We start from the raw sequence: 25,828 nt of genomic DNA, 5'->3' as shown, positions 1-25,828 counted from the left end.
ATTCGAACCGGCCCGCACATTCCCATAAACGTCAGCCCCCGACCATCGATACAACACAGTGCGGAGGCGAAGTCAGGCCGTCTTTTCTGGCACTTTGCCGCGATCGGCCCAAAATGGGTTGGCGTCCCATTCTGGCGACGATATGGATGCAAATGCAAGTGTTTGACACCTCGTATCAAGGCGCATGGCTTCTCTCGACCAGGTCAGCATAGTCATTCTGCTCGGCGCCGTTCTGCTCATGGCGGGCATCCTGTCGAGCCTCCTGGCGCTGCGTTTCGGCGCCCCGCTGCTGCTTGTGTTCCTGATCATCGGCATCCTGGCCGGCGATTCCGGACCCGGCGGAATCGCGTTCGACGATGTCCGCACCACCTATCTGGTCGGCTCGGTGGCGCTGGCGCTGATCCTGTTCGACGGCGGCCTGCGCACGCGCTTCCAGAATATCCGCGCCGTGCTCGCGCCCTCGATGGCGCTTGCGACCGTCGGCGTGCTCCTGACTGCGGCTATCACTGCTCCGGCTGCAAAGTACGCGCTCGACCTCAACTGGACCGAGGCGCTGCTTGTCGGCGCCGTGGTGGCCTCGACCGATGCCGCGGCCGTGTTCCTGCTGGTGCACGCGCAGGGCCTCCGCCTGCGGCCCCGCGTCGGCGCCACGCTGGAAGCCGAATCCGGCAGCAATGATCCGTTCGCCGTGTTCCTCACCCTGATGCTGGTCGAGTTCATTTCGGTCGGCCACTCTTCGACCGGCCACGTCCTGATGGAGCTTGCCCGCGAGGCGGTGCTGGGCGCCGTCATGGGCATGATCGGCGGGCGGATGATCGTGATCGCGCTCAACCGCGTGGCGCTGCCGCAGGGCCTGCACGCGCCCTTCGTCACCACCACCGCGCTCGTCATCTTCGGCGTAGCGCAGCTTTCGCATGCGTCGGGTTTTTTCGCGGTCTACCTTGCCGGCATCATCGTCGGCAACCGGCCGACGCGCGCGCACAATTCGGTCGTGACCTTCCTGGATGCCGCGACCTGGCTCGCGCAGATCGTGATGTTCGTGCTGCTGGGACTGTTGGTGTCGCCGAACCGGCTCGGCTCCAGCATCGAACCCGCCGTCGTCGTCGCGCTGGTGTTGATGCTGGTGGCGCGGCCCGTCGCGGTTTTCCTGTGCCTGGCGCCGTTCCGCTTCAATTGGCGCGAAAAGCTGTTCATCGCATGGACCGGCCTGCGCGGCGCAGTCGCGATCTTCCTCGCCTCGATTCCGATGCTGGTCGGATTGTCGAAAGCCTATCTCTATTTCGACGCGGCCTTTGTCGTCGTCATCACCTCGCTGCTGCTGCAGGGCTGGACCCTGGCCGCCGCCGCGCGGCGGCTGCATGTCGCGCTGCCGCGCTCCGAGCGCGGCCCGCGGCGCGTGGAGCTCGATCTACCCGGCCAGCTCGAGCAGGAGCTGGTCGGCTATCCGGTGCGACCGAAGAGCCTCTACTTCCGCCGCGGATTGATTCCGTCCTGGTCGAAGCCGACGCTGGTGATCCGCAACGAGCAGATTCTGACGCCGGCCGAGGCCGAGCCGGTCGCGCCGGGCGACTACATCTATCTTCTGGCGCCGCCGCAACGCGCAGAGGCGCTCGACCGCTTCTTTGTCGACATGCAGCCGAGCACAGCGCCCGATCCGCATCTGCTCGGCGACTTCACGGTCTCCGGAGAGCACACGCTGTCCGAGCTCGCCGAGATCTATGGCGTCAAGGTCGATGAGGATCAGGCCAGGCTGACCTTGTCGGATTATTTCGACGTCCATCTCGACCACGCGCCGAAGGAGGGCGCGACCCTGCCGCTCGATTCGATCGTGCTGGTGGCGCGCAACCTCTCGGGCGGGAGAGTCAATGTCGTCGGCCTGCGCCTGCCTGAGGAGGAAGAGAAGGCCGAGCCGCTGACGCGGATGCAGTCGTTCAGGAAGAAGCTCGGCGAGCTCTGGACCTCGGTGGCGGGAATCTGACCTACGACGCTTGCCGTGAGGGCCTACCAGGCTGCGGTCTCTTGCATACCAGCAGCCCGTTTCAACCTGCCCTGTTGAGGAATAGCCGGACTATCTCTAGTCTGACGCTCAATATTGGAAACGCAGGAGAGACAGCCAATGTCCGCCCCGTCCGACGACGAATTCGGCTTTGCACCCGACTATGATTCCCCAGTCCCCTATATGCAGCGGACCCGCGATTACTACACCGCGATCGGCTACACCACGCCCTATCGCTGGGCGCACTATGTCGGAGCGCCGTTCCAGGCGCTGAGGAAGCCGCTGGCGCAATCGCGCGTGACCATCATCACCACGGCCGCGCCCTACGATCCAACCAAGGGCGACCAGGGGCCGGGCGCGGCCTATAATGGCAGCGCCAAGTTCTACCAGGTCTATGACGGCGATACGTCGAAGCAGCACGATCTGCGCATCTCGCATATCGGCTATGACCGCAAGCACACCAGCGCGACCGACAGCGGCACGTGGTTTCCGCTGCCGCAGCTTTTGAAGGCAAAGGCGAGCGGGAGAATCGGTGAGGTCGCGCCGCGCTTCTTCGGTGCGCCAACCAACCGCAGCCATCGCGTCACCATCGATGTCGATGCGCCGGAGATTCTCGCCCGCTGCGTCGCCGACAAGGTCGATGCCGCCGTGCTGGTGCCGAATTGTCCGGTCTGCCACCAGACCACTTCGCTGGTCGCACGCCATCTCGAGGCCAACGGCATTCCGACCGTTGTTGTGGGCTGCGCCAAGGATATCGTCGAGCACGCCGCGGTGCCGCGCTTTTTTTTCTCTGACTTTCCGCTCGGCAATTCCGCCGGCAAGCCGCACGATGTCGAGTCGCAGGCGCTGACGCTGGAACTCGCGCTTTCTCTGCTCGAAAGCGCGACCGGCCCGCGCACCACGATGCAATCACCGCTGCGCTGGAGCGCGGATGCATCCTGGAAGCTTGACTACAACAACATCGCGCAGATGAGCCCGGAAGAATTGGCGCGCCGCCGCGCCGAATTCGACCGGCAGAAGGAGATCGCGCGCGGCAACCGCGCCGCGTGATCGACCAGCGACTCGTCGTCATTGCGAGCGAAGCGAAGCAATCCATAACGTCACTGCAGCGAAAGCGTGGATTGCTTCGTCGCTTCGTTCCTCGCAATGACGCTCATAGGGGGAAATCCACGTGACCCGACCGTTCGAAGGCGTGAAGATTCTCGACTTCACGCAGGTGCTGGCTGGCCCCTATGCGAGCTATCAGCTTGCCTTGCTCGGGGCTGACGTCATCAAGATCGAACGCCGCGGCGGCGAGGACATGCGGCGCACGCCCTTGAGCCGGGAATGGGCCGATCGCAATCTCGCGCCGGCCTTCCAGGCCGTCAACGGCAACAAGCGCAGCCTGACGCTTGACCTGTCGAAGCCCGAGGCGATCGCGATCGTGAAGAAGCTCGCCGCGCAGGCCGACGTGGTGATGGAGAATTTCCGCCCTGGCGTGATGGACAAGCTCGGCATCGGCTACGAGGTGTTGTCGGCCATCAACCCGAAGCTGATCTATTGCGCGATAAGCGGCTTTGGCCAAACCGGGCCCGAGCGCAACGGCGCCGGCTATGACGGCAAGATGCAGGCGATCAGCGGCATCATGGCGATCACCGGCCACCAGGAGAGCGGGCCGACGCGCGCGGGCTTTGCGGTCTGCGACGTGCTGTCGGGTGCGACCGCGGCCTTCGGCGTTTCCAGCGCGCTGTTCCAGCGCAACCAGACCGGCAAGGGGCAGTTCGTCGACGTCTCCATGCTGGAGGCATCGCTGGCGTTCCTGTCGGGCCAGATCGCGGATTACTCGGTCGCCGGTCATCGCCAGCAATTGTCCGGCAACCAGGCGGTGAGCCGCAAGCCGACCGCCAATCTTTTCAAGGCGGGCCAAGGCGCTGACAAAGGCCATCTCCTGCTCGCCGTCAACAATGAGAAGCAATACATCGCGCTGATGACCGCGATCGGCCGCAAGGATGTGTTGGACGATCCCCGCTTTGCCGACTGGTTCGCGCGCCAGGAAAACGAGCCGGCGCTGCGGGCGCTCATCGAGGAGGCGCTGGCCAGGAAGTGCCCGCGCGAGTGGGAAAAGATCCTCGACGCGGCCGGTGCGCCCTGCGCCAGCATCTGGACGGTGGAGGAAGTGATCGACCATCCGCAGATCGTCGCGCGCGGCGCGGTGCAGGAGATCGACACGCCCTACGGGCGGCTGCGTTTTGCCGGCAGTGGCTTCAAGCTGGCGCACGGCGGCGGCAGGCTCGACCACATGGCGCCTGAACCGGGTGCGCACAATGACGAGGTGCTGCGCTCGATCGGCTATGACGCCAAGACGATCGCCGACCTGCAGGCGCGCGAGGTGGTGTGAGGCATCCGCCGCAAAATCCCTCGACTCGTCATTCCGGGATGCGCCGAAGGCGCAGGCCCGGAATCCATAACCACGATTCGGGAGTATGGATTCCGGGCTCGCGCTAACGCGCGCCCCGGAATGACGGCTTAGGACAGCACCTTCACTCCGCCAACCGAAGAGACGCGCCCGCCCTGCAGCAGCACGATCTGCGTCGCGAGCTGACGCATCTCGGCGGCGTCGTGGCTGACATAGACCATGGGAATGCGCGCTTCGTCGCGCAGCTTGACCAGATAGGGCAGGATTTCCGCGCGGCGCCCCTCGTCGAGGGCGCCGAGCGGCTCGTCGAGCAGGAGCAGCCGTGGCTTTGCCAGCAGTGCGCGGCCGAGCGCAACGCGCTGGCGCTCGCCGCCGGACAATTTGCCGGGACGGCGGTCAAGGAGATGGCCGATGTCGAGCAGGCCGGTGACGCGCTTCTTCTGCTCGGCGTCATCGGTCAGGCCGTTCATGCGTCGTCCATAGTCGAGGTTCTGGCGAACATCGAGATGCGGAAACAGCCGCGAATCCTGGAAGACATAGCCGATGCGCCGCCGCCAGGCCGGCACATGAATGCCTCTCGCGGTATCGTCGAGCGTCTCGCCATCGACGATGATGGTGCCGCGGTCCGGCCTGAGCAGCCCCGCGATCATGTTGACCAGCGAGGTCTTGCCCGCGCCGGAAGCGCCGAACAGCCCGGTGACGCGGCCCTCGCTCTCGAAGGCTGCGTGAAGCGAGAACTCGCCGAGCTGCTTCTCGATATCGACGCGCAGCATGGTCAGTTTCCGTGCAACCGCGCGATGGCGCGGCGGGCGAACCATTCCGCGCCGATCAACGCCGCAAAGGCAATTATGGCGGAGACGACGACGAGCCGCAGCGCCGCGGGATCACCGTCGGGCGTCTGGATCAGCGAATAGATCGCGGATGAAATGGTCTGGGTCTCGCCGGGGATGTTCGAGACAAAGGTGATGGTCGCGCCGAACTCGCCGATCGCCTTGGCAAAGCCGAGCACCATGCCGGCGAGCACGCCCGGCAGCGCCAGCGGCAAAGTGACGTTGAAGAACAGCCGCCAGGGCGGCGCGCCGAGCGTTTCCGCGGCCTGCTCCAGCTTGCGGTCGACCGCCTCGATCGAGAGCCGGATCGGTCGCACCAGCAGCGGAAACGCCATCACGCCGCAGGACAGCGCGGCTCCCGTCCAGCGGAACGCAAACACGATGCCGAACGTGTCGGCGAGGAAGGCGCCGATCGGGCCGCGCCGGCCGAAGGCGAGCAACAGCAGATAGCCGGTGACGACCGGCGGCAGCACCAGCGGCAAATGCACCAGCGCATCCACCAGCGACTTGCCCCAGAATTCGCGCCGCGCCAGCAGATACGCGAGGGCAATCCCAAGCGGCGTCGCCACCAGCGTTGCCACCGTGGCGACCCTGAGCGAGAGCAGGATCGCCGTCCATTCCGTGGGCGTGATGTCGAACACGTTGCTTACCTCTCCCCGGAGGGGAGAGGTCGGATTGCGAAGCAATCCGGGTGAGGGGTCTTTGCTCTCAACATGGACCATAACCCCTCACCCGGATCGCATCTCGCGATGCGATCCGACCTCTCCCAATGGGAGAGGTGAGCTCCCAACGCACTTCGTGTTCAAACAATCGCATCGCGCTTACTCACATCAAGACACTGGCTTCAAGAGGTAGTTGAAGCCGTATTTTTCCAGCACGGTCTTTGCAGCCTGCGAGTGTAGATAGTCGAGATATTGCGTTGCCTCGGGCTTGGCGGTCGCCGTCGCCGCAACGGGATAGATGATCGCGGGATGAGAATCGACCGGGAAAGTGCCGACGATCTTCACGCCGGGCTCGACCTTGGCGTCGGTCGAATAGACGATGCCGAGCACGGCTTCGCCGCGCGCCACCAGCGTCAGCGCCGCGCGCACGCTGTCGGCCATGGCGAATTTCGGCTCAGCCGCCTGCCACGCGCCGAGCTTTTCCAGCGCGGCCTTGGCGTATTTGCCGACCGGCACCGCCTTGACGTCGCCGGTTGCGATCTTGCCGTCGCCGGCGAGCTTTGCGAGATCAAAGCCCTGGGCGATCGTGACATGATCGATTCTGGAATCCTTCGGCGCGATCAGCACGATGGTGTTGCCGAGCAGGTTCACCCGCGTCGCCTCATTGATGGTCTTCTTGGCTGTGGCATAGTCCATCCAGTCAAGGTCGGCGGAGACGAAAATATCCGCCGGCGCGCCCTGCTCGATCTGCTTCGCCAGCGTCGAGCTCGCGGCATAGCTGGCGGAAACCTTGATGCCGGTCCTTGCGGTGAAGGCCGCGTCGATGTCGTCCAGCGCGTTCTTCATCGAGGCTGCGGCAAAGACGGTCAGCGTCTTGTCCTCGGCGTGAACGGGCGAGAGGGCCGATCCAACAAGGATCGCGAGGCTTAGGAAAATTCCGGCAAGACGGTGCATCGGGAGGCGCTCCATGCAGGTTCACGCTCGCGAGGGGCTGCCCTGCGCGCGCAAATCAGGCGTCGGTCAAATCAAGGAAGCGAAGGGATGCGGAAGCGCCGTTCCGTCCGGTCCCGGGAGCTTACGGCCGCTCGGGGTTCGCGGGCCGGACAATAGCAGGCTGGCCGCCCCCGTAAAGGCGGCCATTTGACCGATTCTCCGGCTATTGCGACGGCAGGATCGCAACCGAAATGGAATTGTCCTTCACGCCCGAGATCTGCAGCACGAAGGGTTTTTCCGAAAGCTCGTATTTCAACGTCTTGCGGATGCCGTCGCAGTCGGTTGCGCCGCTAACGCTCTTGGGTTTGACGAAATGGCCGTCCTGCAGCACATCAACCCAGGAGTCGGCCGACAGGCTGATAGTGTAGAGTCCGGCCTTCGGCGCGGTCTTGAAATTTGCAAAGCCTGCAAACGTGCCGTCCTTCGGCGCGCGTTGCGGCGGCGTCGGCAGCTTCGCCTCGGCCGGCGCAACCAGGCTCAGGATCACGCCGCTCGAAGGCAGCGCACTAAGCTCGGCACCCGAATTGAGCTTGGTGCGGTCGGAGGCCGTGAGCGCGGCGCGCTCATGGTCGATATTCCATTTGAACTTGTCGCAGCCGCTCGGCTCTTCCGCGGCCCACGCCTGTGCGACGGAGAGCAGCAGCAATAGGCCTACCGACGAGTCGCGCACGATACGCATAGCGAATCCTCATGATTGCCGTTCCGCATGACGACAGCCTTGCACCGGCAAAATCGGCAACGGGTGCGGATCAGCAGCCCTGATCCGAGGCGGGGCCGCGCTCACCTGCGCGGTGTCCGCCATGTTAGCGGAAGTTGTGACGGAATGAAAACACCCCCGGTGTCATTGCGGCTTGGCGTTCGGGGCGTTCAGGACCGCTTTGCAGTCCTTCGGTAGCTGCGCCAGCGTGATGCCGACCCTCGGCTTCGCCGGCTCCGGCTTCGGATGCAGGACCGATTCCTTGAACCAGTAGCCGAGATCGGAGGGCTTGCAGCCGTCACCGCCGGTCTGATCCTGCTGGCCGTGGCATTCGGTGGCGCCAGGCGGGCATCTCAGGCGGATGTGGAAGTGATAATCGTGGCCCCACCACGGGCGGATCTTCTCGAGCCAGTGGCGATCGCCGGTGGCCTCGCGGCACAGCGCCTTCTTGATCGCGGCGTTGACGAAGATCCGCTGCACCGCGGGCTCCTGTGCCGCGTCGCGCAGCACCATCCAATGCTGCGGCGTCCAGGCCTTGGGATCGATGTCGAGCCGGTCATTGCGCACCATCATGGTCGCGGACATCTCCTCGCGATCCTGGCGCGACAAGGTGTGATCCGGCATCGGCGTCAGCCAGACATCGGCGTCAAGCCCGATCTGATGGCTGGCATGGCCTGACAGCGCAGGCCCGCCCCGCGGCTGCCCGATATCGCCGATGAGCAGGCCGGGCCAGCCGGCATCCTTGTGCGCCTTGACCGACAACCGCTTGAGCAGCGCGAGCGTGCCCGGATATCCCCAATAGCGGTTGCGCGAGATCCGCATCACCTGCCAGGTGTCGCCGTCCCACGGCATCTTCGCGGCGCCGGCGAGGCAGCCCTTGTTGTAGGCGCCGATCACCTTGGCCGGCTGCGCCGACGGCAACAGCTTTCGCGCAAACAATTGCTTGGCGCCGATCTTCGGATCGTTGGGATTGGCCAGCGGCGGCAGCGGCTGCGGGTCAAGCGTGCCCTTGTCCTGCGCCAGCACCGACCGGGAGACGGCCGCAAACGCGATCAGGAGCAGGATCAGAATCAAGCGGGCTTGCATCGGCTCACTCTATTCGCCCGCAATTGGTACAGGGAAGGGGCAGCGCCGCGCTAGTCTGTCGAACCGGATCCGGGGCGCATTAGCAAAAAGTTGATTGGAGTGCCTTCGGTTCGGGCTGCACCTCACGAGGCCCCTATCGGCTTCGAGGTGTTGCGGAAGTCGCCACTGCGAGACAGACTCGCGTTGCTGCCACTGTTCTGATTCTGGATTGCGATCTGCCTCCTGTGTCACGCTCAGCACGCCTGTTCGAGCTTCTGCAGGCCCTTCGTCGGCATCGCCGTGCCGTGTCCGCAAATCAGCTCGCGGCCGAACTTGGCGTATCAAAGCGCACCGTCTACCGCGACATCGCCACGCTGGTGGAGCGCGGCGCTGCGATCGAGGGCGCGCCCGGGGTTGGTTATGGGCTCCGCGCCGGCTTCTTTCTTCCCCCGATGACGCTTGATAAGGACGAGCTTGACGCGGTCATCCTCGGACTGCGGTGGGTGAGCCGCAGAGGTGATGGCGCTTTGGCGCGCGGAGCTGTGGACGCCCTCGCAAAGATCGTCGCTGTGCTGCCTCCGACCCCTGACGATCCAATCGCAACCAGCGGCTTGTTCGTCGGCGGACGCGGCGAACCGCCTCACTTGGCCACCGTGCGGCAGGCCATGCGCGAGGAGCGCAAGCTGCGACTTGCCTATGCTGACAGGAGCGGCGCGCCGACCGAACGGGTCGTTTGGCCCATCGCGATAGGCTTCTTCGAAGCTGCCGAAGTGCTTGCGGCCTGGTGTGAGCTGCGCAAGGGCTTTCGGCACTTCCGGTTGGACCAGATCGTACGGGCCGAAGTCTCCAAAGAGCGCTTTCCGAAGCGTCGGCCAACTTTGCTTGCCGACTGGCGTCTCTCCGATCGCAAGCTCGGCCGCGGCGATCATGCTGACAGAAACTGACGCGCGCCTCTGGCAACGTGACCTCCTGCCTGACAAATGAAGGAAGGAAGGTCATGACGATTCGAGAAGGTGGCTGCGCCTGCCGGAGCATCCGGTTCAAGATCAACGCGCCGTTGATGGGGGTCGGCGTCTGTCACTGCAAGGATTGCCAGAAGGCGTCCGGCGGCCCGCCCAACTATGTCGCGCTCGCTCCAAACTCAGGCTTCGAGATCGTCCGGGGCGAGCCCAAGGTCTACGTCAGCAGGGCGGACAGTGGTGAGGACGCAAAGCGCGCGTTCTGTCCGGAGTGTGGAACGCCGCTCTGGAGTGTACCCCCACGCGCGCCATTCACGACGGTCAAGCTGGGCGCTCTGGATGACAGCGCCGATCTGAAGCCAACTCTGCATCTCTACGTCTCGTCGGCGGCTCCGTGGCACCTCATGCATGAAGGGCTGCCACAGTTTCCGAAGATGCCGCCTTCGCCGCCGTCCCGATAGAGATGCTCAGCCACCGAACTGGCCAGTCCCGCCCCTGGCCCGTTTGGCTTCCAGGCAAATGCAACAATTGCTATGACTGGCGCCGGCACGGGAAGAATGAAAAATCCCGGCCTATCGCAAGGGGAGGAACGGCATGACAAAATTCGGCCTTTGGATTGCGGCGCTTGGCGTCAGCGTGCTCGGCTCGAGCGCGGCCATTGCGCAAAACATGACCTTGACCAGCCCTGACATCAGAGAGGGCGCTACCATCGCTAATGAACAGGTCTTCAACAGCTTTGGTTGCACCGGCGGCAACGTCTCTCCGGCCTTGAGTTGGAGTGGCGCGCCGAGCGGGACCAAGAGCTTCGCCGTCAGCATCTATGATCCGGATGCGCCGACCGGCAGCGGCTGGTGGCACTGGGTCGTGTTCAATATTCCACCTGGCACGACATCGTTGCCCAAGGGCGCTGGCGACGTGAAGAAGAAACTGATGCCCAAGGGCGCTATTCAGAGCCGTACCGATTTTGGGACCGACGGCTACGGTGGCCCGTGCCCGCCGAAGGGCGACCAGCCGCATCATTATCACATCATGGTTTTTGCCGTTGACGTCGACAAGCTGCCCGACGCCAAGAACGATTCCGCCTCGGCGGCGCTGGTCGGGTACGACTTGAAATTCCATACCTTGGCCAAGGCGACATTGACCGGCTTGTACGGCCGCTAAAGCACCTGTCGTTCGCGGGACGGATCAGCGTGTGCGCGATCCGTCTTCGTGCATGCGAACGGGACGACTTCCCCAATAACCGGAGGGAAGCAGTCATGACCGCGACGCCATCACGTCGCGCCCACTCTCGAATATCGGATTGAGCCTAACGGCCGTTGGCGTCCGGCGTGGTTCTCAGCGGCGCGCCGCCGACGGAGACAGGGCCCGCAGGCCTCGATGCGTGCGATGGCTTCTTGGTGGTCCGCTTCGGGACGACCTGCGCTCGCGCCTCCGGCGGAGCGGGAGGTGGGGGCGCGGGTTGGGCGGTCGCGCTCTGCAACGCGTCGACCCGGGAGGTCAAAGCCGACAGCTGATCCGACATCGCCTTGAGCTGCTCCTCCTGGGCCGCGACGCTCTGGTTCAGCGCTTCGATGTCGGCGCTCGTCTTCTGCTGCGTGGCGAGCAGGTCAGTCAGCAACGCTTTGTCGGGCGGCGCCATATCGCCGTTTGCCGCGGCCTCAGGGGTTGGCGCTGCGATCGACTTGTCGGCAAAGAACCAGAAATAGCCTACCCCGGCGGCGGCGACCACCAGCACAGCCACCAGGATCAAGCCCAGGATCAGCGGCGCGCGCCGCCGACGTCCGCCCTGCGGCGTGACCTCATCTTCCCCGTACCATTCCTCGTCGGCTTCATGCGCCATTCAGCCTTACTAGTCGGCTTCCGGCCGCGACGCAAATCACGCCCTGCCTTCTGGGGACAATCGTTGGTAGGGGTAGCCACGGCCCCAATCCGGACCTCAGGCGGGTGTGAACCGGGCCGGATCGTGGATCCCGAGCGCCTGCTCGAGCGCCACCCCCCGTGCCACGTCGCGCTCGAATCCGTCCTCGCCGCGTTTCAGTTCATCGCTCAAGGCGGGCGCAGACACGCAGCAATCTGCTCCGGTCCGAACCACCTTGGACGGCTGTTCAGTGGGTCGCCTCCCGCAGCAGTGCGACCGGATAAACCGGCTTGGCGAAAAATGTGACCCCGTCGGGCAGCGCGTCGGGTGGAGGTTGGCCGGAAATGACCACGACGCGCATCGTGGGATCATTCGTCCGTGCGAGACGGGCGAGCTCCACGCCATCCATCTTGCCTGTCAAGCCGACATCGGTAATCAACAGGGACGGATGGCAAGCCTTGAGCGCCAACGACGCCGTCTCGGCGTCCTCGCATTGGATCACCTTGAAATCGCTTTCTTCCAACAGCAGCGCGATCATGTCGCGCTGAACGGTGTCGTCCTCAACCACAATCGCGGTTCGGCGGAAAGGCTTCGACTGGCCCACGGCAGACCTCCGACATGACTAACCTATGTTAATCGCCTGGGTGGGCGGCGGTTCAGCGAGCGTGGAAAAAAGTCTCGCTGTTCCTATCGGGAACTGCCCGGAGGTAAGAAGATAACGCGGGGCTTGGCCTGGTCCGGCAGGGCCGCTACAGCCTGGCCCGCCTCATGCGCCGCCGGCCGTCTTCGGCCGAAAGGCAAGTCGGCCATGCGGGCCGCCGCGCTGCCAAACCCTTTGACAGGCGGCGGCGCGCGGCGACATCATGCGCCGCGTCTTGGGACGGGCAAGGGGCAGTTTTCATGAGATGCATTTGGTGCAGGCCGCTCGCGGCGCTTGCCGTGGCGGTCGCGCTTGTCTTCGCTGCGTGGACATCGGCGCGCGCCGATGTGCTGGTGCAGATCGACAAATCCTCGCAGCGCATGTCGGTCAGCGTCGATGGCGTTCCCCGCTACAACTGGCCGGTCTCGACCGGGCGTTACGGATATGGCACGCCGAGCGGCACCTTCCATCCGCAGGCGATGATGCGCTCCTACTTTTCGCGCAAGTACTACAACGCGCCGATGCCGCATGCGATCTTCTTCTATTACGGCTTCGCCATTCACGGCACCAACGACATCGCGCAACTTGGCGGCCCGGTGTCGCATGGCTGCGTGCGGCTGCATCCGGCGAACGCGGCGATCCTGTTCTCGCTGGTCCGGCACGTCGGGCCACGCAACACCACGATCGAGATTTCGGATTGAACGATTGCAGAACTCGATCATGCGCGCGTTGATGGTACGACTTTAACCGCGCGATAACCGTCTCTCCGATTGATCAAATTTCGGGCGCACCTGGCGCCGTTAGCGAATTTTCAAGGGTGATCCCTCGTGCGCGTTGTGCAACCGCCATGGTCGAGCGGATTCGGCATGATTGGGCGCTACGGGGAGTTGTGATCCCGCTTTCAATTGTATTCAGGGCTGCAGAAAAGCTCGCGTAACAGCCAAGCTCCGTTCCCTTGTCGCCTGATCGCGCGCGTACCGAAACGGGTCGCTACAGCAACGAGATACCATTTTCTTAAGAACCTCTCGGACAAATGGCAGCGCAGAATGCGAGTTTGAGCCGTTTGATGCCGAGGACCCGGCCAACAAGGAAGAAGCGCAGATCAGTGCCGACACGGCGGATGTTCGGACGGCCGGCGAAGCCATCCGTCCGCCGCGCCCGCGCAGATGGCGGCGTCATGCGCCTGCGCGTCGACATGAGCGAGTTGCAGCAGCGCGAGGCGTCGTTCCGGCTGTTGTTCGACTCCAATCCAGTGCCGATGATCGTCTGCGCGCTGGACGGCGAGCGCATTCTTGCCGTCAACGACGCCGCGGTCCAGCATTACGGCTATAGCCGTGCCGAATTCCGGAAGCTCACCATCAAGAGCCTGCAGGCGTTCGACCGCGACGCGCCGTGGGCCAGCGAATTGTCGAGCGACGAGCAGGCGGCGCGGACCTGGAAGCACGTCAAGGCCGACGGCACGCTGATTGATCTGGCGATCTATTCGCGCAACCTCCTCTATCACGAGCAGCCCTCGGTGCTGCTCGCGCTGATGGACATCACCGAACGCAAGCGCGCGGAGCAGAGGCTTGCCTTCCTCGCCCAGCATGACGGTTTGACCGGCCTGCCCAACCGCAATCTGCTGCGCCAGCAGATGGACGAGGTGCTGCTGCACTCGCGGCGCAGCGCCGAGAAGGTCGCGGTCCTCGTGCTCGGCCTCGACAATTTCAAATCGGTCAACGACACGCTCGGCCACGGCGTCGGTGACAAGTTGCTGCGTGGCGTGGCAAAGCGCCTGCGCTCGACCTTGCGCGAGGAGGACGTGCTCGCGCGCCTCAACTCCGACGAGTTCGCGATCGTCCAGACCGGGCTGGCGCGGCCCGAGGATGCGGTGCTGTTGTCGCGGCGGTTGTTGGAGGCGATCGGCGATCCCTATCTGCTCGACGGCCAATCGGTGGTGATCGGCGCCACCATCGGCATTGCGATGGCGCCCGGCGACGGCGAGGATTCGGAGAAGCTCCTGAAGAACGCCGACATGGCGCTATCGCGCGCGAAAACCGAGACGCGCGGCACCTTCTCCTTCTTCGAGGCGGGCATGGACGCGCGCGCCCAGACCCGCCGCAAGATCGAGCTCGAGCTGCGCGACGCGATCCAGAACGACGTGCTGCAGCCGTACTACCAGCCGCTGGTCGACCTCGCATCGGGACGCATCACCGGCTTCGAGGCGCTGGTGCGCTGGCCGCATCCCGAGCGTGGTATGGTGCCGCCGGGCGAATTCATCCCGATCGCGGAGGAAACCGGCCTGATCAACAGCCTCGGCGTCATGATGCTGCGCCGCGCCTGCCTCGATGCGGCGCTGTGGCCGGACGACGTGCGGGTCGCGGTGAACCTGTCGCCGGCGCAATTCCGCACCTCCAACCTGCTCTCGATTGTGATGGACGCGCTGAAGCAGTCCGGGCTGCTGCCCAAACGCCTCGAGCTCGAGATCACCGAAACGCTGCTGCTTGAGAAGAGCAGCCAGGTGGCCGCCGCGCTGCACGCGCTGCGCGCGCTCGGTGTGCGCGTCTCCATGGACGATTTCGGCACCGGCTATTCGAGCTTGAGCTATCTGCGCAGCTTTCCGTTCGACAAGATCAAGGTCGATCAGTCCTTTGTGCGCGATCTCGATGCCAACCGCGATGCGCAGGCGATCATTCGCGCCATCACAAGCCTCGGCAAGGGCCTCGGCGTCATCATCACTGCCGAGGGCGTCGAGACCGAAGCCGAGCTGAGCTGCCTGCGCGCCGAAGGCTGCCACGAGGGCCAGGGCTTCCTGTTCAGCCGCGCCCGCCCCAATGCGGAAGTCGTGCAGCTCCTGCAGGCGCAATGCGACGCAGATGCCGTCCACGATCTGCGGTCCGCGCTGGTGGCGTAGCTCTTTCCGTCGTCATTGCGAGCGAAGCGAAGCAATCCAGAGGCTCACGCGCGGCTCTGGATTGCTTCGTCGCTGACGCTCCTCGCAATGACGGTTACGAGGTTTTTTACCTGCCCTTCCACCGATGATACGTCAGCGCCAGCGCCACGCAGTGACGCAGCGCGACCTCGGGGATCTTTGCCTTGGCATCCAGCAGGATCGCGCGATTGCCGCTATAGCGGAGCTCCGGATAGAGCTCGCGAAAGGTCTCGACCAGATTGGTCTGGCAATGGAAGAAGACCGCGACCTCATCGCCCGCCGACTTCACCCGGTCGATTCGGATCGTGCTGCCGCTCCTGGTTTCGCTGGTGAGGTAGCTCGCCTGTCCCCATTTCAGCGCCTCTTCGATCGCGCCGACGCCCTCGATGGCGTGCGCCGTATCGAGGATCAACTTTCGCAGCGCCATCAGCCTGCGCCGCACGGGTGCCGGATAAGCGTCGAATACCGCTGCGACCGAGGGATCGGCTTGATTGCGGCGCAGCTTGGGTCCGGCCTCACTCATCGCGCTTTGTACCTCACCTCGCCGTCGGCGGCTTCGGGAGACCAGACGTCAGGATCGACCGGCCGGCGTCCTCGTAATGCGTGTCGCGCGCCTGGAGCTGCTGCGCGATCGCGTGCATGTCGCGGAAGCGCCGCTCGAACGGATTTGTCGCGAACACGGCGGTCGCGCCCGACATGTGATAGGCAGCGTCGACCACGGCGGCGGATTGGTGGATGGTCCAGGTCGCGGCGATGCGGATCGCGATGCGATGGGCTTCGGTGACGGACCCGCCGGCTTCGAGGTCGCGCCAGACCTCGCGTGCGGTCGAATAGAGATAGGCGCGGGCCGCGCGCAAATTCGCCTCGTTGCGGCCGATCAGGCCCTGCACCGCGTTGTTCTCGCGCATCGCCCCCAGCCCTTGCGGGACCTTCTTGCGGGCAAGCTCGGTCGCCGCGTCCAGTGTCGCGCGCGCCACCCCAAGCGAGGTTGCGGCAAAGCCCATGCTGAAGGTCGCATGAGTCGTGATCTTGTAGAGCGGGCCTTTCTCGCGCACCGCGCTCATGTCGTCGCGCAGCACGGCGAACCTGTCCGGGATGAACAGGTTCTCGACCGAATAGGAATCCGTACCCGTTCCCCTCAGCCCGATCGCGTCCCAGACATCGTACATCGTGGCTGACGTGACCGGAAACAGGATGGTGCGGATTTCCGGCGAGCCGTCCTTTTTCTTGCGCGGGGTGCCGTCGGCGTCGACGACGCGCACATGCGCCCCCAGCCAGCTCGCCTGCCGCGAGCCGGAGGCAAAATCCCAGCGCGCATTCGCCATGTAGCCGCCGGGCACGACGTTCACCTCATGCGCGATCGCACCCCAGGCGAGGATGCCAGGTGCTGTGTTGAAGATTTCGTTCGCCGCATCCACCTCGAGATAGGCCGCGGTCATGGCGCAGACGGAACATTGGCCGAGGCACCAGGCGGTGGAGGCATCGGCCTTGGCGATCTCCTCCTGCATCTGCATGAAGACCTCGAGCGGGACCTCGTGACCGCCGACGCTTTGCGGCAACAGCGCCCGGTAGAGCCCGTTGTCGATCAGGGCTGCGGTTACCGCCGGCGTCAGCCGCCGCGTCCGCTCGATCTCGTCGGCTTCGCGCGCGATCAGGGGCTGCAGCGCGCGGGCGCGCTCGACCAGGCCAAAGCCGGGAAGCTGGTTCATGGCGGCGGTCCTTCGCTCTTTTTTATCGAGTGATAATTAGTGCATGGTGGCGCATCCGCATGCGCCGATCAAGCCACCTCTGCCGATCAGGCAGTAACGCGGCCGAAGTCGAGCGGTTGCGCCCGTTTGGCAGGGAAACTCAGGGCGACAGCGACTGCGGCAAGCCCGATCGCGAAAGAACCGGCGTGCAGCCAGGTGTAGTCGTGGAAAGTGTCGAACACGTAGCCCCCGGCCCATGGGCCCAGCGCCATGCCCAGACTCGCAAAGGCCGACACCGCGCCGAACACCGTGCCCATGATGCGCGCGCCGAAGAACTCGCGCACCAAGACCGCGTAAAGCGGCATCACGCCGCCATAGGCGAGGCCGAACACCACCGACAGCGCATAGAACTCGCCGAGCCGCGCTACCGCCAGATAAGTCGCAATCGACAGCGCCTGGACCAGCAATCCGCTGACCAACACCGGCTTGGCGCCGAACCGATCCGCCAGGGCACCGAGCAACAGCCGTCCGCCAAGGCCGGAGAAGCCGGCGAGACTATAGACGGTGACAGCGGTGAGCGGCGCGATGCCGCAGACCATCGCATAGGACACCATGTGGAAGATCGGTCCCGAATGCGCCGCGCAGCAGGCGAAATGCGCGCCTGCCAGTGCCGCAAATTGCGGCGTACGCAGCGCCTGCGCCGCGGTCCATTTCGTCTCCGGCTGGTCAGTTGCTTGTGTGGCCGCAACGTTCGCGCGCTGCGGCGCCGGGCGCACCAGAAACGAGGCGGGAATCAGCAACGCCCACGCGGCGATGCCGATGACGAACATCGCCGTGCGCCAGTCATAGGCCGTGATCAGATAGCTTGCGGATGGCGCGACCGTCAGCGGCGCCACGCCCATGCCGGCGGAGACCAGCGCAACCGCGAGGCTGCGGTTTTTCTCGATCCAGGCGCTGGCGACCGCCACCATCGGCGCGTAGAAACTGCCGGCGGCGACCCCGATCAATCCGCCGAACGTCAGCTGGAATTGCCAGAGGCTCTGCGCCCGGCTCGCCAGTGTCAGCCCAAGACCGAGGATGATGCTGCCGGCCAGCACCACGATGCGGGTGCCGAAGCGATCGGACAGCGTGCCCCAGACGAACGCGGCCGCGGCCATAAACAGGAAATCCAGCGTCGCCGCCGCCGACACGCCCGCGCGCGACCAGCCCATCGCTTCCGAGATCGGCTGCAGGAACACCGCCAGCGACAGCATTGTGCCAAAGCCGACGCACGTCATCAGCGCGCCGACGCCAACGACAACCCAGCCATAGTCGAACCGGGAGGACGTGGTCATGCGTTTCCTCGCACCGTCTGCCGGGGCTTTGCTTGAGGGGGCGATGGTGATCTATCTGGTGCCGAAGGGCAAGGTGGGATAGTCGCGTGGCTGTTATTCCGGAGAACGGACCTCCGTCGTCGTCATTCCGGGGCGCGCGCTAGCGCGAGCCCGGAATCCATCACACCGCCCGAATGCTGGGAGAAATGGATTCCGGGTTCGATGCTTGGCATCGCCCCGGAATGACAACTTTCTCCTTACTGGATCTGCGGGATCTTCGCTCTCGCAATGAGGTCCGTGTAGAACGCGACGTCCTTGGCAATGCGCGCCTTCGCCGCGTCCGGCCCATCGGCCTTCGGAAGATAGCCGAGCGCGACAACCCGCTTCTTGATGTCGTCCCGCGCCAGCACCGCAAGCGTCGCCTTGCTGAGCCGGTCGATCACCTCCGGTGGCGTCCCGGCCGGTGCGAGGAAGAAGTGCTCCGTGTTGAGGTCGATGTCCGGATAGCCCAATTCCTTGAAGGTCGGCACGTCGGGAAGGTTGGGCCATCGCTCGGCCGTGGTGAGCGCGATGCCTTTCATGGTGCCGGCGCGGATCTGCGCCTGCGCGCCGGGCAGCGCCGTCGACAACACGTCGACGGTGCCGCTCATCAGCGCCTGGGTGGCCGGTCCGCCGCCATTATAGGGAATGTTGGTGATGGAGGCGCCGGTCTTGAGCTTGAACAGCTCCATGGTGAGCTGCGGCGTCGTACCGTTGCCCGGACTCGCGTAGTTAAGCTTCTGCGGATCGGCCTTGGCGCGGGCGATCAGGTCGGAGAGCGCGTTGATGCCGCCTTGCTTGGGATTGACCGCGAAGACATTCGGCGCGACCGGAAGCAAGGCGATCGGCGCGAAATCCCTGGTGAAGTTGTAAGGCACGTTCTTGTAGAGCGCGGGATTGACGACGAACGCGCTGCTGGTGAGCAGCAGGGTCAGGCCGTCCGGCCTCGCGCGCGCGACCTCGCTGGTGCCGATATTGCTGCCGGCGCCGGCGCGATTCTCGATGATGATGGTTTGCTTCAGCTCGTCCTGCAGCGGCTGCTGCAGCACACGCGCCAGCACGTCCGACGAGCCAGCCGGCGCGAACGGAACGACGATGCGGATGATTCCGCTTGAACCACTTTGAGCGTATGCCGCGAGGGGGCTTCCCGCCAGGGCCATCGCCGCGAACGCTGCGGCAAGAATCGAGTTTCCCCGCATCATGGACCCCCTCCGTGATCGGCATGGCTGCCGTTTTGCTCTTCGCCTTTTGACCCGAAATATCACAGAAGGTGCAGAGAACCAACGACCGTCGCGTTGCGCGAAGGCGCGAGTGCCGGAAGGCGGCAGCCTTCTACCCGCAATTCCACGCCGGCCCGATCGGCGTCCAGCTCCAGCACGGGCCAAAGCTGCCGCCATTGTAGCGCCCGCGATAAAACCCGGGCCGGCCGAAATAATGCCACTCGCCGTCATAGCCAAAATACATCGGGGAATAGTCCGGCTCCCCCGTGACGGCGCCCCTCGCACCAAAAACGGGACGGCTGTTGTTCGGCGGCTGATGATAGCCGGGCAGGAAGCCGTAGCCATGCCAATGATGGACGTGCCGTTTCGGCGCGGACGCGCCTGATGTCACCGCGAGCACCAGCGACAGGAGAAGGGCGATGGATAGGCACAACGTACGTGACATTGGCACAGAATAACCGGGTGGCGATTCAGATACGATTCAAATCGACGCGCTTCAGGGTTAAGCCGGCGCGGCACATCAAGAGTGCACTGATTTTTGGCTTCTTGCCAAACCCAATACCACAAGAAACGCACTGTCGAGGCGAGCGATGACCTCCTCGTCCAGGGTTCCCAGCACTCGCCGCACGCGCTCTCTTCGCAGCGCATTGATCTTGTCGGTCATGATTTGCGAGCGAAGACGCAGGCCATTCGTGGCGGTCGGCTCGATGACCGGCCGCAGACGATGGAGTTTGGTTACATCGGACGACATCGGACAAATCAGAACGGAGCTCGTGGCGTCGCCCAGCTCGTCGGCCTGAACTACAACGCCCGGACGCGGCTTGCCTATGTCTCCCTGCAAGACGACAAGAACCACGTCTCCCCGCTTCACGACCAATCGTCCGGATCCCGGATCGCATCCAGCCAATCGTTGATTGCTGCGTCCTCGGGATGCCTCGGCAGCATGGCAGCTTCGCGCCGAATTTCCGCGAGGATGCGCGGATTGCGGAGGTCAGGCACCCAGTGCTGTATCGGACGCAGGCCTTGGGCCCGCAAACGCGCCCGGCGTGCAGCCATGCGCTGCTGCGGGGTGCGAGCCTTCTTCGTGTTCTTTCGGCTGGTGTTCTTTGGTGCGGCCATGTTTCGACCGTAACATGTTACGGTCGAAAATTCAATGCGTCAGCTATCCACCTTCAGCGCGGCAATAAAGGCTTCCTGCGGGATATCGACCTTGCCGAACTGCCGCATCTTCTTCTTGCCTTCCTTCTGCTTCTCCAGAAGCTTGCGTTTGCGCGTGACGTCGCCGCCATAGCATTTCGCAGTGACATCCTTGCGCAGCGCGCGCACGGTTTCGCGCGCGATCACCTTGCCGCCAATCACCGCCTGGATCGGGATCTGGAACATGTGCGGCGGAATCAGTTCCTTCATCTTCTCGACCATGGCGCGGCCGCGCCCTTCCGCGCGGGTACGATGCACCAGCATCGACAGCGCGTCCACCGGCTCGCCATTGACCAGGATCTGCATCTTGACGAGATCGGCCGGCTTGTAGTCGGTGAGATGATAGTCGAACGAGGCGTAGCCCTTGGAGACCGATTTCAGCCGGTCGTAGAAATCGAACACGACTTCGTTGAGCGGCAAATCGTATTTCACCATCGCGCGCGAGCCGACGTAAGTCAGCTCCTTCTGCGCACCGCGGCGGTCCTGGCACAGTTTCAAGACGCTGCCGAGATATTCGTCGGGGGTGAGGATCGTTGCCTCGATCCAGGGCTCGTCGATCTCGGCGATCTTGACCACGTCCGGCATATCGACGGGATTGTGAATCTCGATCTCGCTGCCGTCGGTGAGCTTCATCTTGTAGATCACGCTCGGCGCGGTCGCGATCAGGTTGAGATCGAATTCGCGGCTCAGCCGCTCCTGGATGATCTCCAGATGCAACAGCCCGAGGAAGCCGCAGCGGAAGCCGAAGCCGAGCGCGGCCGAGGTTTCCATCTCGTAGGAGAAGCTCGCATCGTTAAGCCGCAGCTTGCCCATCGCGGCGCGCAGCGTTTCGAAATCGTTGGCATCGACCGGGAACAGGCCGCAGAACACCACCGGGATCGCGGGCTTGAAGCCGTGCAGCATCTCCGTCACCGGCTTCCTGTCGTCGGTGATGGTGTCGCCAACGCGCGTGTCGGCGACTTCCTTGATCGCGGCGGTGATGAAGCCGATCTCGCCGGGCCCGATCTCGTCGACCTGCTCCATCTTCGGCGTGAAGAAGCCGACGCGCTCGATCTCATAGGCCGCATTGGTGCCCATCATCCGGATGCGCTGGCCCTTCTTCATCGTGCCGTCGACGATGCGGACCAGCACGACGACGCCGAGATAAACGTCGTACCAGCTATCGACCAGCAGCGCCTTCAGCGTCGCGTCGCGGTCGCCCTTGGGCGGCGGCAGGCGCGTGACGATCGCTTCCAGCACGTCGGAGACGCCCTCGCCGGTCTTGGCCGAGATCATCAGCGCGTCGGAGGCGTCAATGCCGATCACGTCCTCGATCTGCTGCTTCACCTTCGCAGGTTCGGCCGCCGGGAGATCCACCTTGTTCAGGACCGGCACGATCTCGAGATCATTGTCGAGCGCCTGATACACATTGGCAAGCGTCTGCGCTTCCACGCCCTGGCTCGCATCGACCACGAGCAGCGCCCCTTCGCAGGCCGCCAGCGACCGCGAGACCTCGTAGGCGAAGTCGACGTGGCCGGGCGTGTCCATCAGGTTGAAGATGTAATCCTTGCCGTCCTTCGCCTTGTAGTGCAGCCGGACCGTCTGCGCCTTGATGGTGATGCCGCGCTCGCGCTCGATATCCATGGAGTCGAGCACCTGTTCCTTGCCCGCCATTTCGCGATCGGAAAGGCCGCCCGTCATCTGGATCAGGCGATCGGCCAGCGTCGATTTTCCATGGTCGATATGGGCGACAATGGAGAAGTTGCGGATGTTGGGAAGAGGGGCCGTCGTCATGGGGCGCGGGATAGCATTTAAGGACTCGGTGCGGCAACTATATTGCTGGATTTCAAGGGACTTTCTTCACGCCAAGCTGATTCCACTTCCGCGGAAAACACGCTACGCATGGGCTCATGTCGACTGCCTCATCTTTCCCCGCCACCATGCGCCGCAGGCGCCGCCTGCGCTTGTCGCGAATACCGGCGTGGCTGGTTTCGCGCGCCAGGCGCGGCGACACCGGTCCCTGGCTCGTCATCACCTTTGCACTCGTGCATGGGCTCATTTGGACGCAGATCCTGATCACCCTGAAGGCCGCCGAGGACGTTCACATGGACGTCGCGGAAGCCTTCGCCTGGGGCCAGAAGTTCCAGTGGGGTTACGGCAAGCATCCACCGCTGTCGGGCTGGATCGCCGGCCTCTGGTTCGATGTCTTTCCGGTGCAGGACTGGGCGACCTATGCGCTTGCAATGACCGTGCTTGGCATCGGCCTCATCCTCTGCTGGTTCATCGCGATCCGCGTGGTCGATCGACGCCGCGCGTTTCTGGTCGTGGTGATGCTCGCGCTCTATCCGATCTTCAATTTCAAGGGTTTCAAATATAACGCCGACCTGCTGCAGCTCGTTACGCTGCCGCTGGTGGTGCTGGCCTATCTCAACGCCTTCGAGAAGCGCACCTGGCTGTCCGGCGTGCTCCTCGGGCTCGCCGGCGCGTCCGCGTTGATGACCAAATACTGGGTGCTGACGATGATCGGCGCGATTGGCCTCGCCGCGCTGATCCATCCCGAGCGCTGGAGATTTCTGGCTTCACCCGCGCCGTGGGTTGCGATCGCAACGCTCTTGGTGGTGATGATCCCGCATCTGATCTGGCTCAAGGACGTGGACTTCGTGCCGCTCACCTATGCCGGCGATGTCTACGGCCTGTCGAGCCGCGCGCAGAGCGCGCAACTCGTGCTCGGCTATATCGGCCATAACCTCGCGCTGCTCGCGTTGCCGGTGGTGCTGGCGGCGCTCGCGCTGGCCTGGCCGCCGCGCTGGATCGCGCACGCGTTCTCGCGTGGTCCCAACAGCGGCGTCAACCTCTCGCAGGCAAGGAACGTCTGGTGGATCCAGGCCATCGTCGCGGTCGGCCCGCCGATCGGCGGGCTGATCTTCACGGTCTATGTGAAGACCGACTGGGGCATCTCGCTGTTCTTCCTGGTGCCGCTTGCGATCGTCGCGATCCCCGCACTGCGCATCCCCGCCGGCGCGCTGTTCCGCATCACGGCGATCTGGTTCGTGCTGTCGCTGGCGACGCTTGCCGCGGCGCCACGCATTGCCATCCTCGACATGGAGGAGCATCCGGACAGCGGCAGCAGCTATGGCGACCGTTCGCAGCTCGCGCGCGAATTGACCGGAGTCTGGCACCAGAAGTTCGGCTCGCGCTGGGCGGTTGTCGCCGGCACCACCGCGATCGGCGAGCCCATGACGTTCTATAGCTCCGATCATCCCGCGCCGTTTACGCCGGGCGAAATCTGGTCGTCGGGCCTGACCTCGCTGGACGAGGCGAAGCGCCTCGGTTTCATCGGCATTTGCGACACCACCGACGGCCGCCTGCCGGAATGCGAGAAGTGGATGAAGGAGAATGCGCCCAACGCCGAGCAGCAGATCGTGACCACACGGCGCTTCTTCAAGGGCCATCCCGGCCCCTCGATCGCGTGGAAGGTCTACATCCAGCCGCCGGGGAAATAGGCCACACGCTCGTCATTCCGGGGCGCGACGAAGTCGCGAGCCCGGAATCCATAACCCCAGGCTGTTGTTGTTGCCGCGCGGGCCGACGATCATTTCAAACCACAAACGGCTGTGGTTATGGATTCCGGGCTCAGCCCTACGGGCTGCCCCGGAATGACGACGACGTTTGATGTTCGCTGGCGTGTATTGCTCGTCGAGGCTGGGCAAGAACTCGGCATTTGCCGCAATTGATGTACGATTCGGTTCATGACGAATCGCCCATTCAAGGCCGGCGAGAGCCGGGATCAAGCCAGCCTGCTTCCTGCGCGGATTGAGGACTATGTTGGAGCAGATAATCCGGTTCGGGCCATCGAGAGCTTTGTTTGCGCCCTCGACCTTGCCAGGCTCGGCTTCCGCCACGCGGATCGCGGTGCGGAGGAAGAGGGACAGCCGCCCTACGATCCAGCCGATCTTCTGAAGCTCTACCTTTACGGCTACAGCAATCAGGTCAGGTCGTCGCGGCGGCTGGAGCGGGAGGCATGCCGCAATCTGGAGCTGATCTGGCTGCTCAAGAACTTGCAGCCGGGCTATCGGACGATCGCCAACTTCCGCAAGGAGAACTGGGGAGCTTTGAAGGCCGCGAACCGCCAGTTCGTGCTGGTGATGCGGGAACTTGATCTGGTTGGCGGTGACGTCGTTGCGATCGACGGCTCATTCTTTCATGGTGATGCCAGCAAGGCGAGCATCTTCACGCGCAGGAGGCTGACCGACCAGATCGCAAAGCTCGATAAGGATATCGAGGCCTACCGCAAGTCGCTTGAGGACAATGACGCGGCGGAAGCCAAGAAGCAAAAGAAGAATCGGGCTAACGGCGGTGGCGGCGGAGGACGCAGCGGGCCTATTGGCGCGAAGGTCGCGGAGCTGATGGCCCAACGCTCGCGTGCCAAAGCCGATCTTGCCCGGCTGGAAGAGAGCGGCGAGACGCAGCTTTCCACGACTGATCCTGATGCCCGCCTTCTGGTCAAAAGCGGTCAGGGTGTAGCCGGCTACAATGTGCAGACCGTCGTGGACAACAAGCACAAGCTCATCGTGGCAAGCGAGGTTGTGAACGACAGCAGCGATGTTGGCCAGCTTCATGCGATGGCGAAGGCGGCCAAAGACGTTCTTGAAGCAAAGTCGCTGCAGGCGCTGGCCGATGAAGGCTATTACAGCAGTCTCGAACTGAAGGCATGTGAGGATGACGGCATCGTTGCCTACGTCCCGGTGCCGGAGGGGCACCTGGCGAAGAAGGGCCGCTTCAGCCGCAAGGACTTCAACTACGATGCCGGCGCCGATGTCTATCGTTGTCCGGCCGGCGAACTGCTGCGTCCGATCAAGGGACAGTGGCAAAACGCAAGCGGCCGGATCGAGACCCGCTATGCGAGTCGTAAAGCGACCTGCCAACCCTGCCGATTAAGATCACGTTGTCTCGGCGAGAATGCCTCTCAACGCATCGTCCATCGCTGGGAGCACGAGGATGTTCTCGACCGCCATCGCGCGCGCATGCAAGGCGCAGACGAGCTGATGCGCCGCCGCTCTGCCCTTGTCGAACATCCCTTCGGTACCATCAAATGCCGTGCCGGCTATCGGCACTTCCTCGTCCGTGGCTTTGACAAGGTTCGCGGCGAGTGGAGTCTGATGGCGCTCTGCTACAACCTCACTCGCGTGCTCAACATCCTCGGCCTCAAGCACTTCATGGCCCGCATCGCAAAGGCCATTCTATTGCATCCGTGCGGCCTCGCAGCTCGCCTAAACTCCACTTGGACCGCTCTGAGCGCATTCTGGACTTACTGCACGCTTCTGCTCGCCGGTCGTCCTCAACAGCTGGCTCAACTGGGCTGATCGCAAGTTCTTGCCCAGCCTCG

General features: G+C 64.0%; 26 protein-coding genes. 10 read left to right on the top strand and 16 right to left on the bottom strand.

Features of this window, described 5'->3' with window-relative positions; genetic code table 11:
- Nucleotides 1-184: 184 nt before the first annotated feature.
- The 3 genes from VKR55_RS11450 (at nt 185) to VKR55_RS11440 (ending at nt 4,373) form a co-directional block, all read left to right on the top strand.
- Entirely contained in the window at nt 185-1,978 is a 1,794-nt protein-coding gene (locus tag VKR55_RS11450) for a potassium/proton antiporter (protein WP_324402951.1), read from the top strand.
- 138 nt (nt 1,979-2,116) lie between these two features.
- A complete protein-coding gene (locus VKR55_RS11445; protein WP_324402949.1) occupies nt 2,117-3,046 on the top strand; it encodes a glycine reductase in 930 nt (309 codons plus the stop codon).
- Between the two features lie 121 nt (nt 3,047-3,167).
- Entirely contained in the window at nt 3,168-4,373 is a 1,206-nt protein-coding gene (locus VKR55_RS11440) for a CaiB/BaiF CoA transferase family protein (RefSeq protein WP_324402946.1), read from the top strand.
- Between the two features lie 128 nt (nt 4,374-4,501).
- On the opposite strand, the gene modC is transcribed toward VKR55_RS11440, so the two are convergent.
- The 5 genes from modC to mepA form a co-directional block, all read right to left on the bottom strand.
- Nucleotides 4,502-5,164 (bottom strand): molybdenum ABC transporter ATP-binding protein, encoded by a 663-nt coding sequence (gene modC / locus VKR55_RS11435; protein WP_324402944.1) that lies wholly within the window; start codon nt 5,162-5,164, stop codon nt 4,502-4,504.
- Nucleotides 5,165-5,166: 2 nt separating this feature from the next.
- Complete coding sequence (modB, locus tag VKR55_RS11430) at nt 5,167-5,862, bottom strand: molybdate ABC transporter permease subunit (RefSeq protein WP_324402942.1); 696 nt, start codon at nt 5,860-5,862, stop codon at nt 5,167-5,169.
- A gap of 189 nt (nt 5,863-6,051) precedes the next feature.
- Nucleotides 6,052-6,837 (bottom strand): molybdate ABC transporter substrate-binding protein, encoded by a 786-nt coding sequence (gene modA, locus VKR55_RS11425; RefSeq protein ID WP_324402940.1) that lies wholly within the window; start codon nt 6,835-6,837, stop codon nt 6,052-6,054.
- A gap of 202 nt (nt 6,838-7,039) precedes the next feature.
- Complete coding sequence (locus VKR55_RS11420) at nt 7,040-7,555, bottom strand: hypothetical protein (RefSeq protein WP_324402938.1); 516 nt, start codon at nt 7,553-7,555, stop codon at nt 7,040-7,042.
- 162 nt (nt 7,556-7,717) lie between these two features.
- Entirely contained in the window at nt 7,718-8,659 is a 942-nt protein-coding gene (gene mepA, locus VKR55_RS11415; RefSeq protein ID WP_324402936.1) for a penicillin-insensitive murein endopeptidase, read from the bottom strand.
- Between the two features lie 224 nt (nt 8,660-8,883).
- On the opposite strand from mepA, the gene VKR55_RS11410 reads away from it, so the two are divergent.
- The 3 genes from VKR55_RS11410 to VKR55_RS11400 all read left to right on the top strand — a co-directional run bounded on the left by VKR55_RS11410 (nt 8,884) and on the right by VKR55_RS11400 (nt 10,758).
- On the top strand, nt 8,884-9,582 hold the full coding sequence (locus VKR55_RS11410) for a helix-turn-helix transcriptional regulator (protein WP_324402934.1): 699 nt from the start codon (nt 8,884-8,886) through the stop codon (nt 9,580-9,582).
- A gap of 53 nt (nt 9,583-9,635) precedes the next feature.
- Nucleotides 9,636-10,058, top strand: coding sequence for a GFA family protein (locus VKR55_RS11405; protein ID WP_324402932.1), 423 nt, complete (start codon nt 9,636-9,638; stop codon nt 10,056-10,058).
- 133 nt (nt 10,059-10,191) lie between these two features.
- Nucleotides 10,192-10,758, top strand: coding sequence for a YbhB/YbcL family Raf kinase inhibitor-like protein (locus VKR55_RS11400; RefSeq protein WP_414642340.1), 567 nt, complete (start codon nt 10,192-10,194; stop codon nt 10,756-10,758).
- Nucleotides 10,759-10,903: 145 nt separating this feature from the next.
- Here VKR55_RS11400 and VKR55_RS11395 read toward each other — a convergent pair whose 3' ends face one another.
- Complete coding sequence (locus tag VKR55_RS11395; protein WP_324402930.1) at nt 10,904-11,437, bottom strand: hypothetical protein; 534 nt, start codon at nt 11,435-11,437, stop codon at nt 10,904-10,906.
- Between the two features lie 265 nt (nt 11,438-11,702).
- Nucleotides 11,703-12,059 carry a response regulator gene (locus VKR55_RS11390; protein ID WP_324402928.1) on the bottom strand — a complete coding sequence of 119 codons (357 nt, stop codon included), beginning with the start codon at nt 12,057-12,059 and terminating at the stop codon, nt 11,703-11,705.
- Nucleotides 12,060-12,355: 296 nt separating this feature from the next.
- On the opposite strand from VKR55_RS11390, the gene VKR55_RS11385 reads away from it, so the two are divergent.
- Together VKR55_RS11385 and VKR55_RS11380 are read left to right on the top strand one after the other, a co-directional pair.
- Nucleotides 12,356-12,796: a L,D-transpeptidase gene (locus VKR55_RS11385; protein ID WP_324402927.1), complete on the top strand. Its 441-nt coding sequence runs from the start codon at nt 12,356-12,358 to the stop codon at nt 12,794-12,796.
- A gap of 476 nt (nt 12,797-13,272) precedes the next feature.
- A complete protein-coding gene (locus VKR55_RS11380; RefSeq protein WP_324402925.1) occupies nt 13,273-14,988 on the top strand; it encodes a putative bifunctional diguanylate cyclase/phosphodiesterase in 1,716 nt (571 codons plus the stop codon).
- 106 nt (nt 14,989-15,094) lie between these two features.
- Here VKR55_RS11380 and VKR55_RS11375 read toward each other — a convergent pair whose 3' ends face one another.
- The 8 genes from VKR55_RS11375 to lepA all read right to left on the bottom strand — a co-directional run bounded on the left by VKR55_RS11375 (nt 15,095) and on the right by lepA (nt 22,236).
- Nucleotides 15,095-15,529, bottom strand: a complete 435-nt coding sequence (locus VKR55_RS11375) for a DUF1801 domain-containing protein (RefSeq protein WP_324402923.1) — start codon at nt 15,527-15,529, stop codon at nt 15,095-15,097.
- Nucleotides 15,530-15,542: 13 nt separating this feature from the next.
- Nucleotides 15,543-16,715, bottom strand: a complete 1,173-nt coding sequence (locus VKR55_RS11370) for an acyl-CoA dehydrogenase family protein (protein ID WP_324402921.1) — start codon at nt 16,713-16,715, stop codon at nt 15,543-15,545.
- 86 nt (nt 16,716-16,801) lie between these two features.
- The gene (locus VKR55_RS11365) at nt 16,802-18,028 is read right to left on the bottom strand and encodes an MFS transporter (RefSeq protein WP_324402919.1); all 1,227 of its coding nucleotides are present in this window, start codon (nt 18,026-18,028) and stop codon (nt 16,802-16,804) included.
- Between the two features lie 236 nt (nt 18,029-18,264).
- Nucleotides 18,265-19,248, bottom strand: coding sequence for a Bug family tripartite tricarboxylate transporter substrate binding protein (locus tag VKR55_RS11360; protein ID WP_324402917.1), 984 nt, complete (start codon nt 19,246-19,248; stop codon nt 18,265-18,267).
- A 130-nt stretch (nt 19,249-19,378) separates the two neighbouring features.
- The gene (locus tag VKR55_RS11355) at nt 19,379-19,711 is read right to left on the bottom strand and encodes a hypothetical protein (protein ID WP_324402915.1); all 333 of its coding nucleotides are present in this window, start codon (nt 19,709-19,711) and stop codon (nt 19,379-19,381) included.
- Nucleotides 19,712-19,786: 75 nt separating this feature from the next.
- Complete coding sequence (locus VKR55_RS11350) at nt 19,787-20,122, bottom strand: type II toxin-antitoxin system PemK/MazF family toxin (RefSeq protein WP_324402912.1); 336 nt, start codon at nt 20,120-20,122, stop codon at nt 19,787-19,789.
- Nucleotides 20,123-20,133: 11 nt separating this feature from the next.
- A complete protein-coding gene (locus VKR55_RS11345; protein ID WP_324402910.1) occupies nt 20,134-20,385 on the bottom strand; it encodes an antitoxin MazE family protein in 252 nt (83 codons plus the stop codon).
- Between the two features lie 39 nt (nt 20,386-20,424).
- Nucleotides 20,425-22,236, bottom strand: coding sequence for a translation elongation factor 4 (gene lepA / locus VKR55_RS11340; RefSeq protein ID WP_324402908.1), 1,812 nt, complete (start codon nt 22,234-22,236; stop codon nt 20,425-20,427).
- Between the two features lie 116 nt (nt 22,237-22,352).
- Between lepA and VKR55_RS11335 the strand changes: the two genes are divergently transcribed.
- Nucleotides 22,353-23,945: a glycosyltransferase family 39 protein gene (locus tag VKR55_RS11335; protein ID WP_324402906.1), complete on the top strand. Its 1,593-nt coding sequence runs from the start codon at nt 22,353-22,355 to the stop codon at nt 23,943-23,945.
- Between the two features lie 12 nt (nt 23,946-23,957).
- Here VKR55_RS11335 and VKR55_RS11330 read toward each other — a convergent pair whose 3' ends face one another.
- Nucleotides 23,958-24,344 carry a hypothetical protein gene (locus VKR55_RS11330; protein ID WP_324402979.1) on the bottom strand — a complete coding sequence of 129 codons (387 nt, stop codon included), beginning with the start codon at nt 24,342-24,344 and terminating at the stop codon, nt 23,958-23,960.
- On the opposite strand from VKR55_RS11330, the gene VKR55_RS11325 reads away from it, so the two are divergent.
- On the top strand, nt 24,240-25,805 hold the full coding sequence (locus tag VKR55_RS11325; RefSeq protein WP_324402973.1) for an IS1182 family transposase: 1,566 nt from the start codon (nt 24,240-24,242) through the stop codon (nt 25,803-25,805). The two genes, VKR55_RS11330 and VKR55_RS11325, sit on opposite strands and share 105 nt — an antisense overlap.
- Nucleotides 25,806-25,828: the final 23 nt, after the last annotated feature.

The sequence above is a fragment of the Bradyrhizobium sp. genome (genome assembly GCF_035309285.1).
Lineage (GTDB): Bacteria > Pseudomonadota > Alphaproteobacteria > Rhizobiales > Xanthobacteraceae > Bradyrhizobium.
The sequence above is the reverse complement of the archived record's forward strand: the minus strand, read 5'-3'. Positions and strand labels throughout refer to the sequence as shown.

Bases quoted from the DNA above. Each gene is read 5' to 3' on its own strand.
- VKR55_RS11445 (WP_324402949.1), top strand. From the start codon at position 2,117: ATGTCCGCCCCGTCCGACGACGAATTCGGCTTTGCACCCGACTATGAT.
- VKR55_RS11380 (WP_324402925.1), top strand. From the start codon at position 13,273: ATGCGCCTGCGCGTCGACATGAGCGAGTTGCAGCAGCGCGAGGCGTCG.
- VKR55_RS11370 (WP_324402921.1), bottom strand. From the start codon at position 16,715: ATGAACCAGCTTCCCGGCTTTGGCCTGGTCGAGCGCGCCCGCGCGCTG.
- VKR55_RS11355 (WP_324402915.1), bottom strand. From the start codon at position 19,711: ATGTCACGTACGTTGTGCCTATCCATCGCCCTTCTCCTGTCGCTGGTG.
- VKR55_RS11375 (WP_324402923.1), bottom strand. From the start codon at position 15,529: ATGAGTGAGGCCGGACCCAAGCTGCGCCGCAATCAAGCCGATCCCTCG.
- VKR55_RS11420 (WP_324402938.1), bottom strand. From the start codon at position 7,555: ATGCGTATCGTGCGCGACTCGTCGGTAGGCCTATTGCTGCTGCTCTCC.
- VKR55_RS11405 (WP_324402932.1), top strand. From the start codon at position 9,636: ATGACGATTCGAGAAGGTGGCTGCGCCTGCCGGAGCATCCGGTTCAAG.
- VKR55_RS11360 (WP_324402917.1), bottom strand. From the start codon at position 19,248: ATGATGCGGGGAAACTCGATTCTTGCCGCAGCGTTCGCGGCGATGGCC.
- VKR55_RS11345 (WP_324402910.1), bottom strand. From the start codon at position 20,385: ATGGCCGCACCAAAGAACACCAGCCGAAAGAACACGAAGAAGGCTCGC.
- VKR55_RS11395 (WP_324402930.1), bottom strand. From the start codon at position 11,437: ATGGCGCATGAAGCCGACGAGGAATGGTACGGGGAAGATGAGGTCACG.
- VKR55_RS11450 (WP_324402951.1), top strand. From the start codon at position 185: ATGGCTTCTCTCGACCAGGTCAGCATAGTCATTCTGCTCGGCGCCGTT.
- modA (WP_324402940.1), bottom strand. From the start codon at position 6,837: ATGCACCGTCTTGCCGGAATTTTCCTAAGCCTCGCGATCCTTGTTGGA.
- VKR55_RS11335 (WP_324402906.1), top strand. From the start codon at position 22,353: ATGTCGACTGCCTCATCTTTCCCCGCCACCATGCGCCGCAGGCGCCGC.
- lepA (WP_324402908.1), bottom strand. From the start codon at position 22,236: ATGACGACGGCCCCTCTTCCCAACATCCGCAACTTCTCCATTGTCGCC.
- VKR55_RS11365 (WP_324402919.1), bottom strand. From the start codon at position 18,028: ATGACCACGTCCTCCCGGTTCGACTATGGCTGGGTTGTCGTTGGCGTC.
- VKR55_RS11385 (WP_324402927.1), top strand. From the start codon at position 12,356: ATGAGATGCATTTGGTGCAGGCCGCTCGCGGCGCTTGCCGTGGCGGTC.
- VKR55_RS11400 (WP_414642340.1), top strand. From the start codon at position 10,192: ATGACAAAATTCGGCCTTTGGATTGCGGCGCTTGGCGTCAGCGTGCTC.
- mepA (WP_324402936.1), bottom strand. From the start codon at position 8,659: ATGCAAGCCCGCTTGATTCTGATCCTGCTCCTGATCGCGTTTGCGGCC.
- modC (WP_324402944.1), bottom strand. From the start codon at position 5,164: ATGCTGCGCGTCGATATCGAGAAGCAGCTCGGCGAGTTCTCGCTTCAC.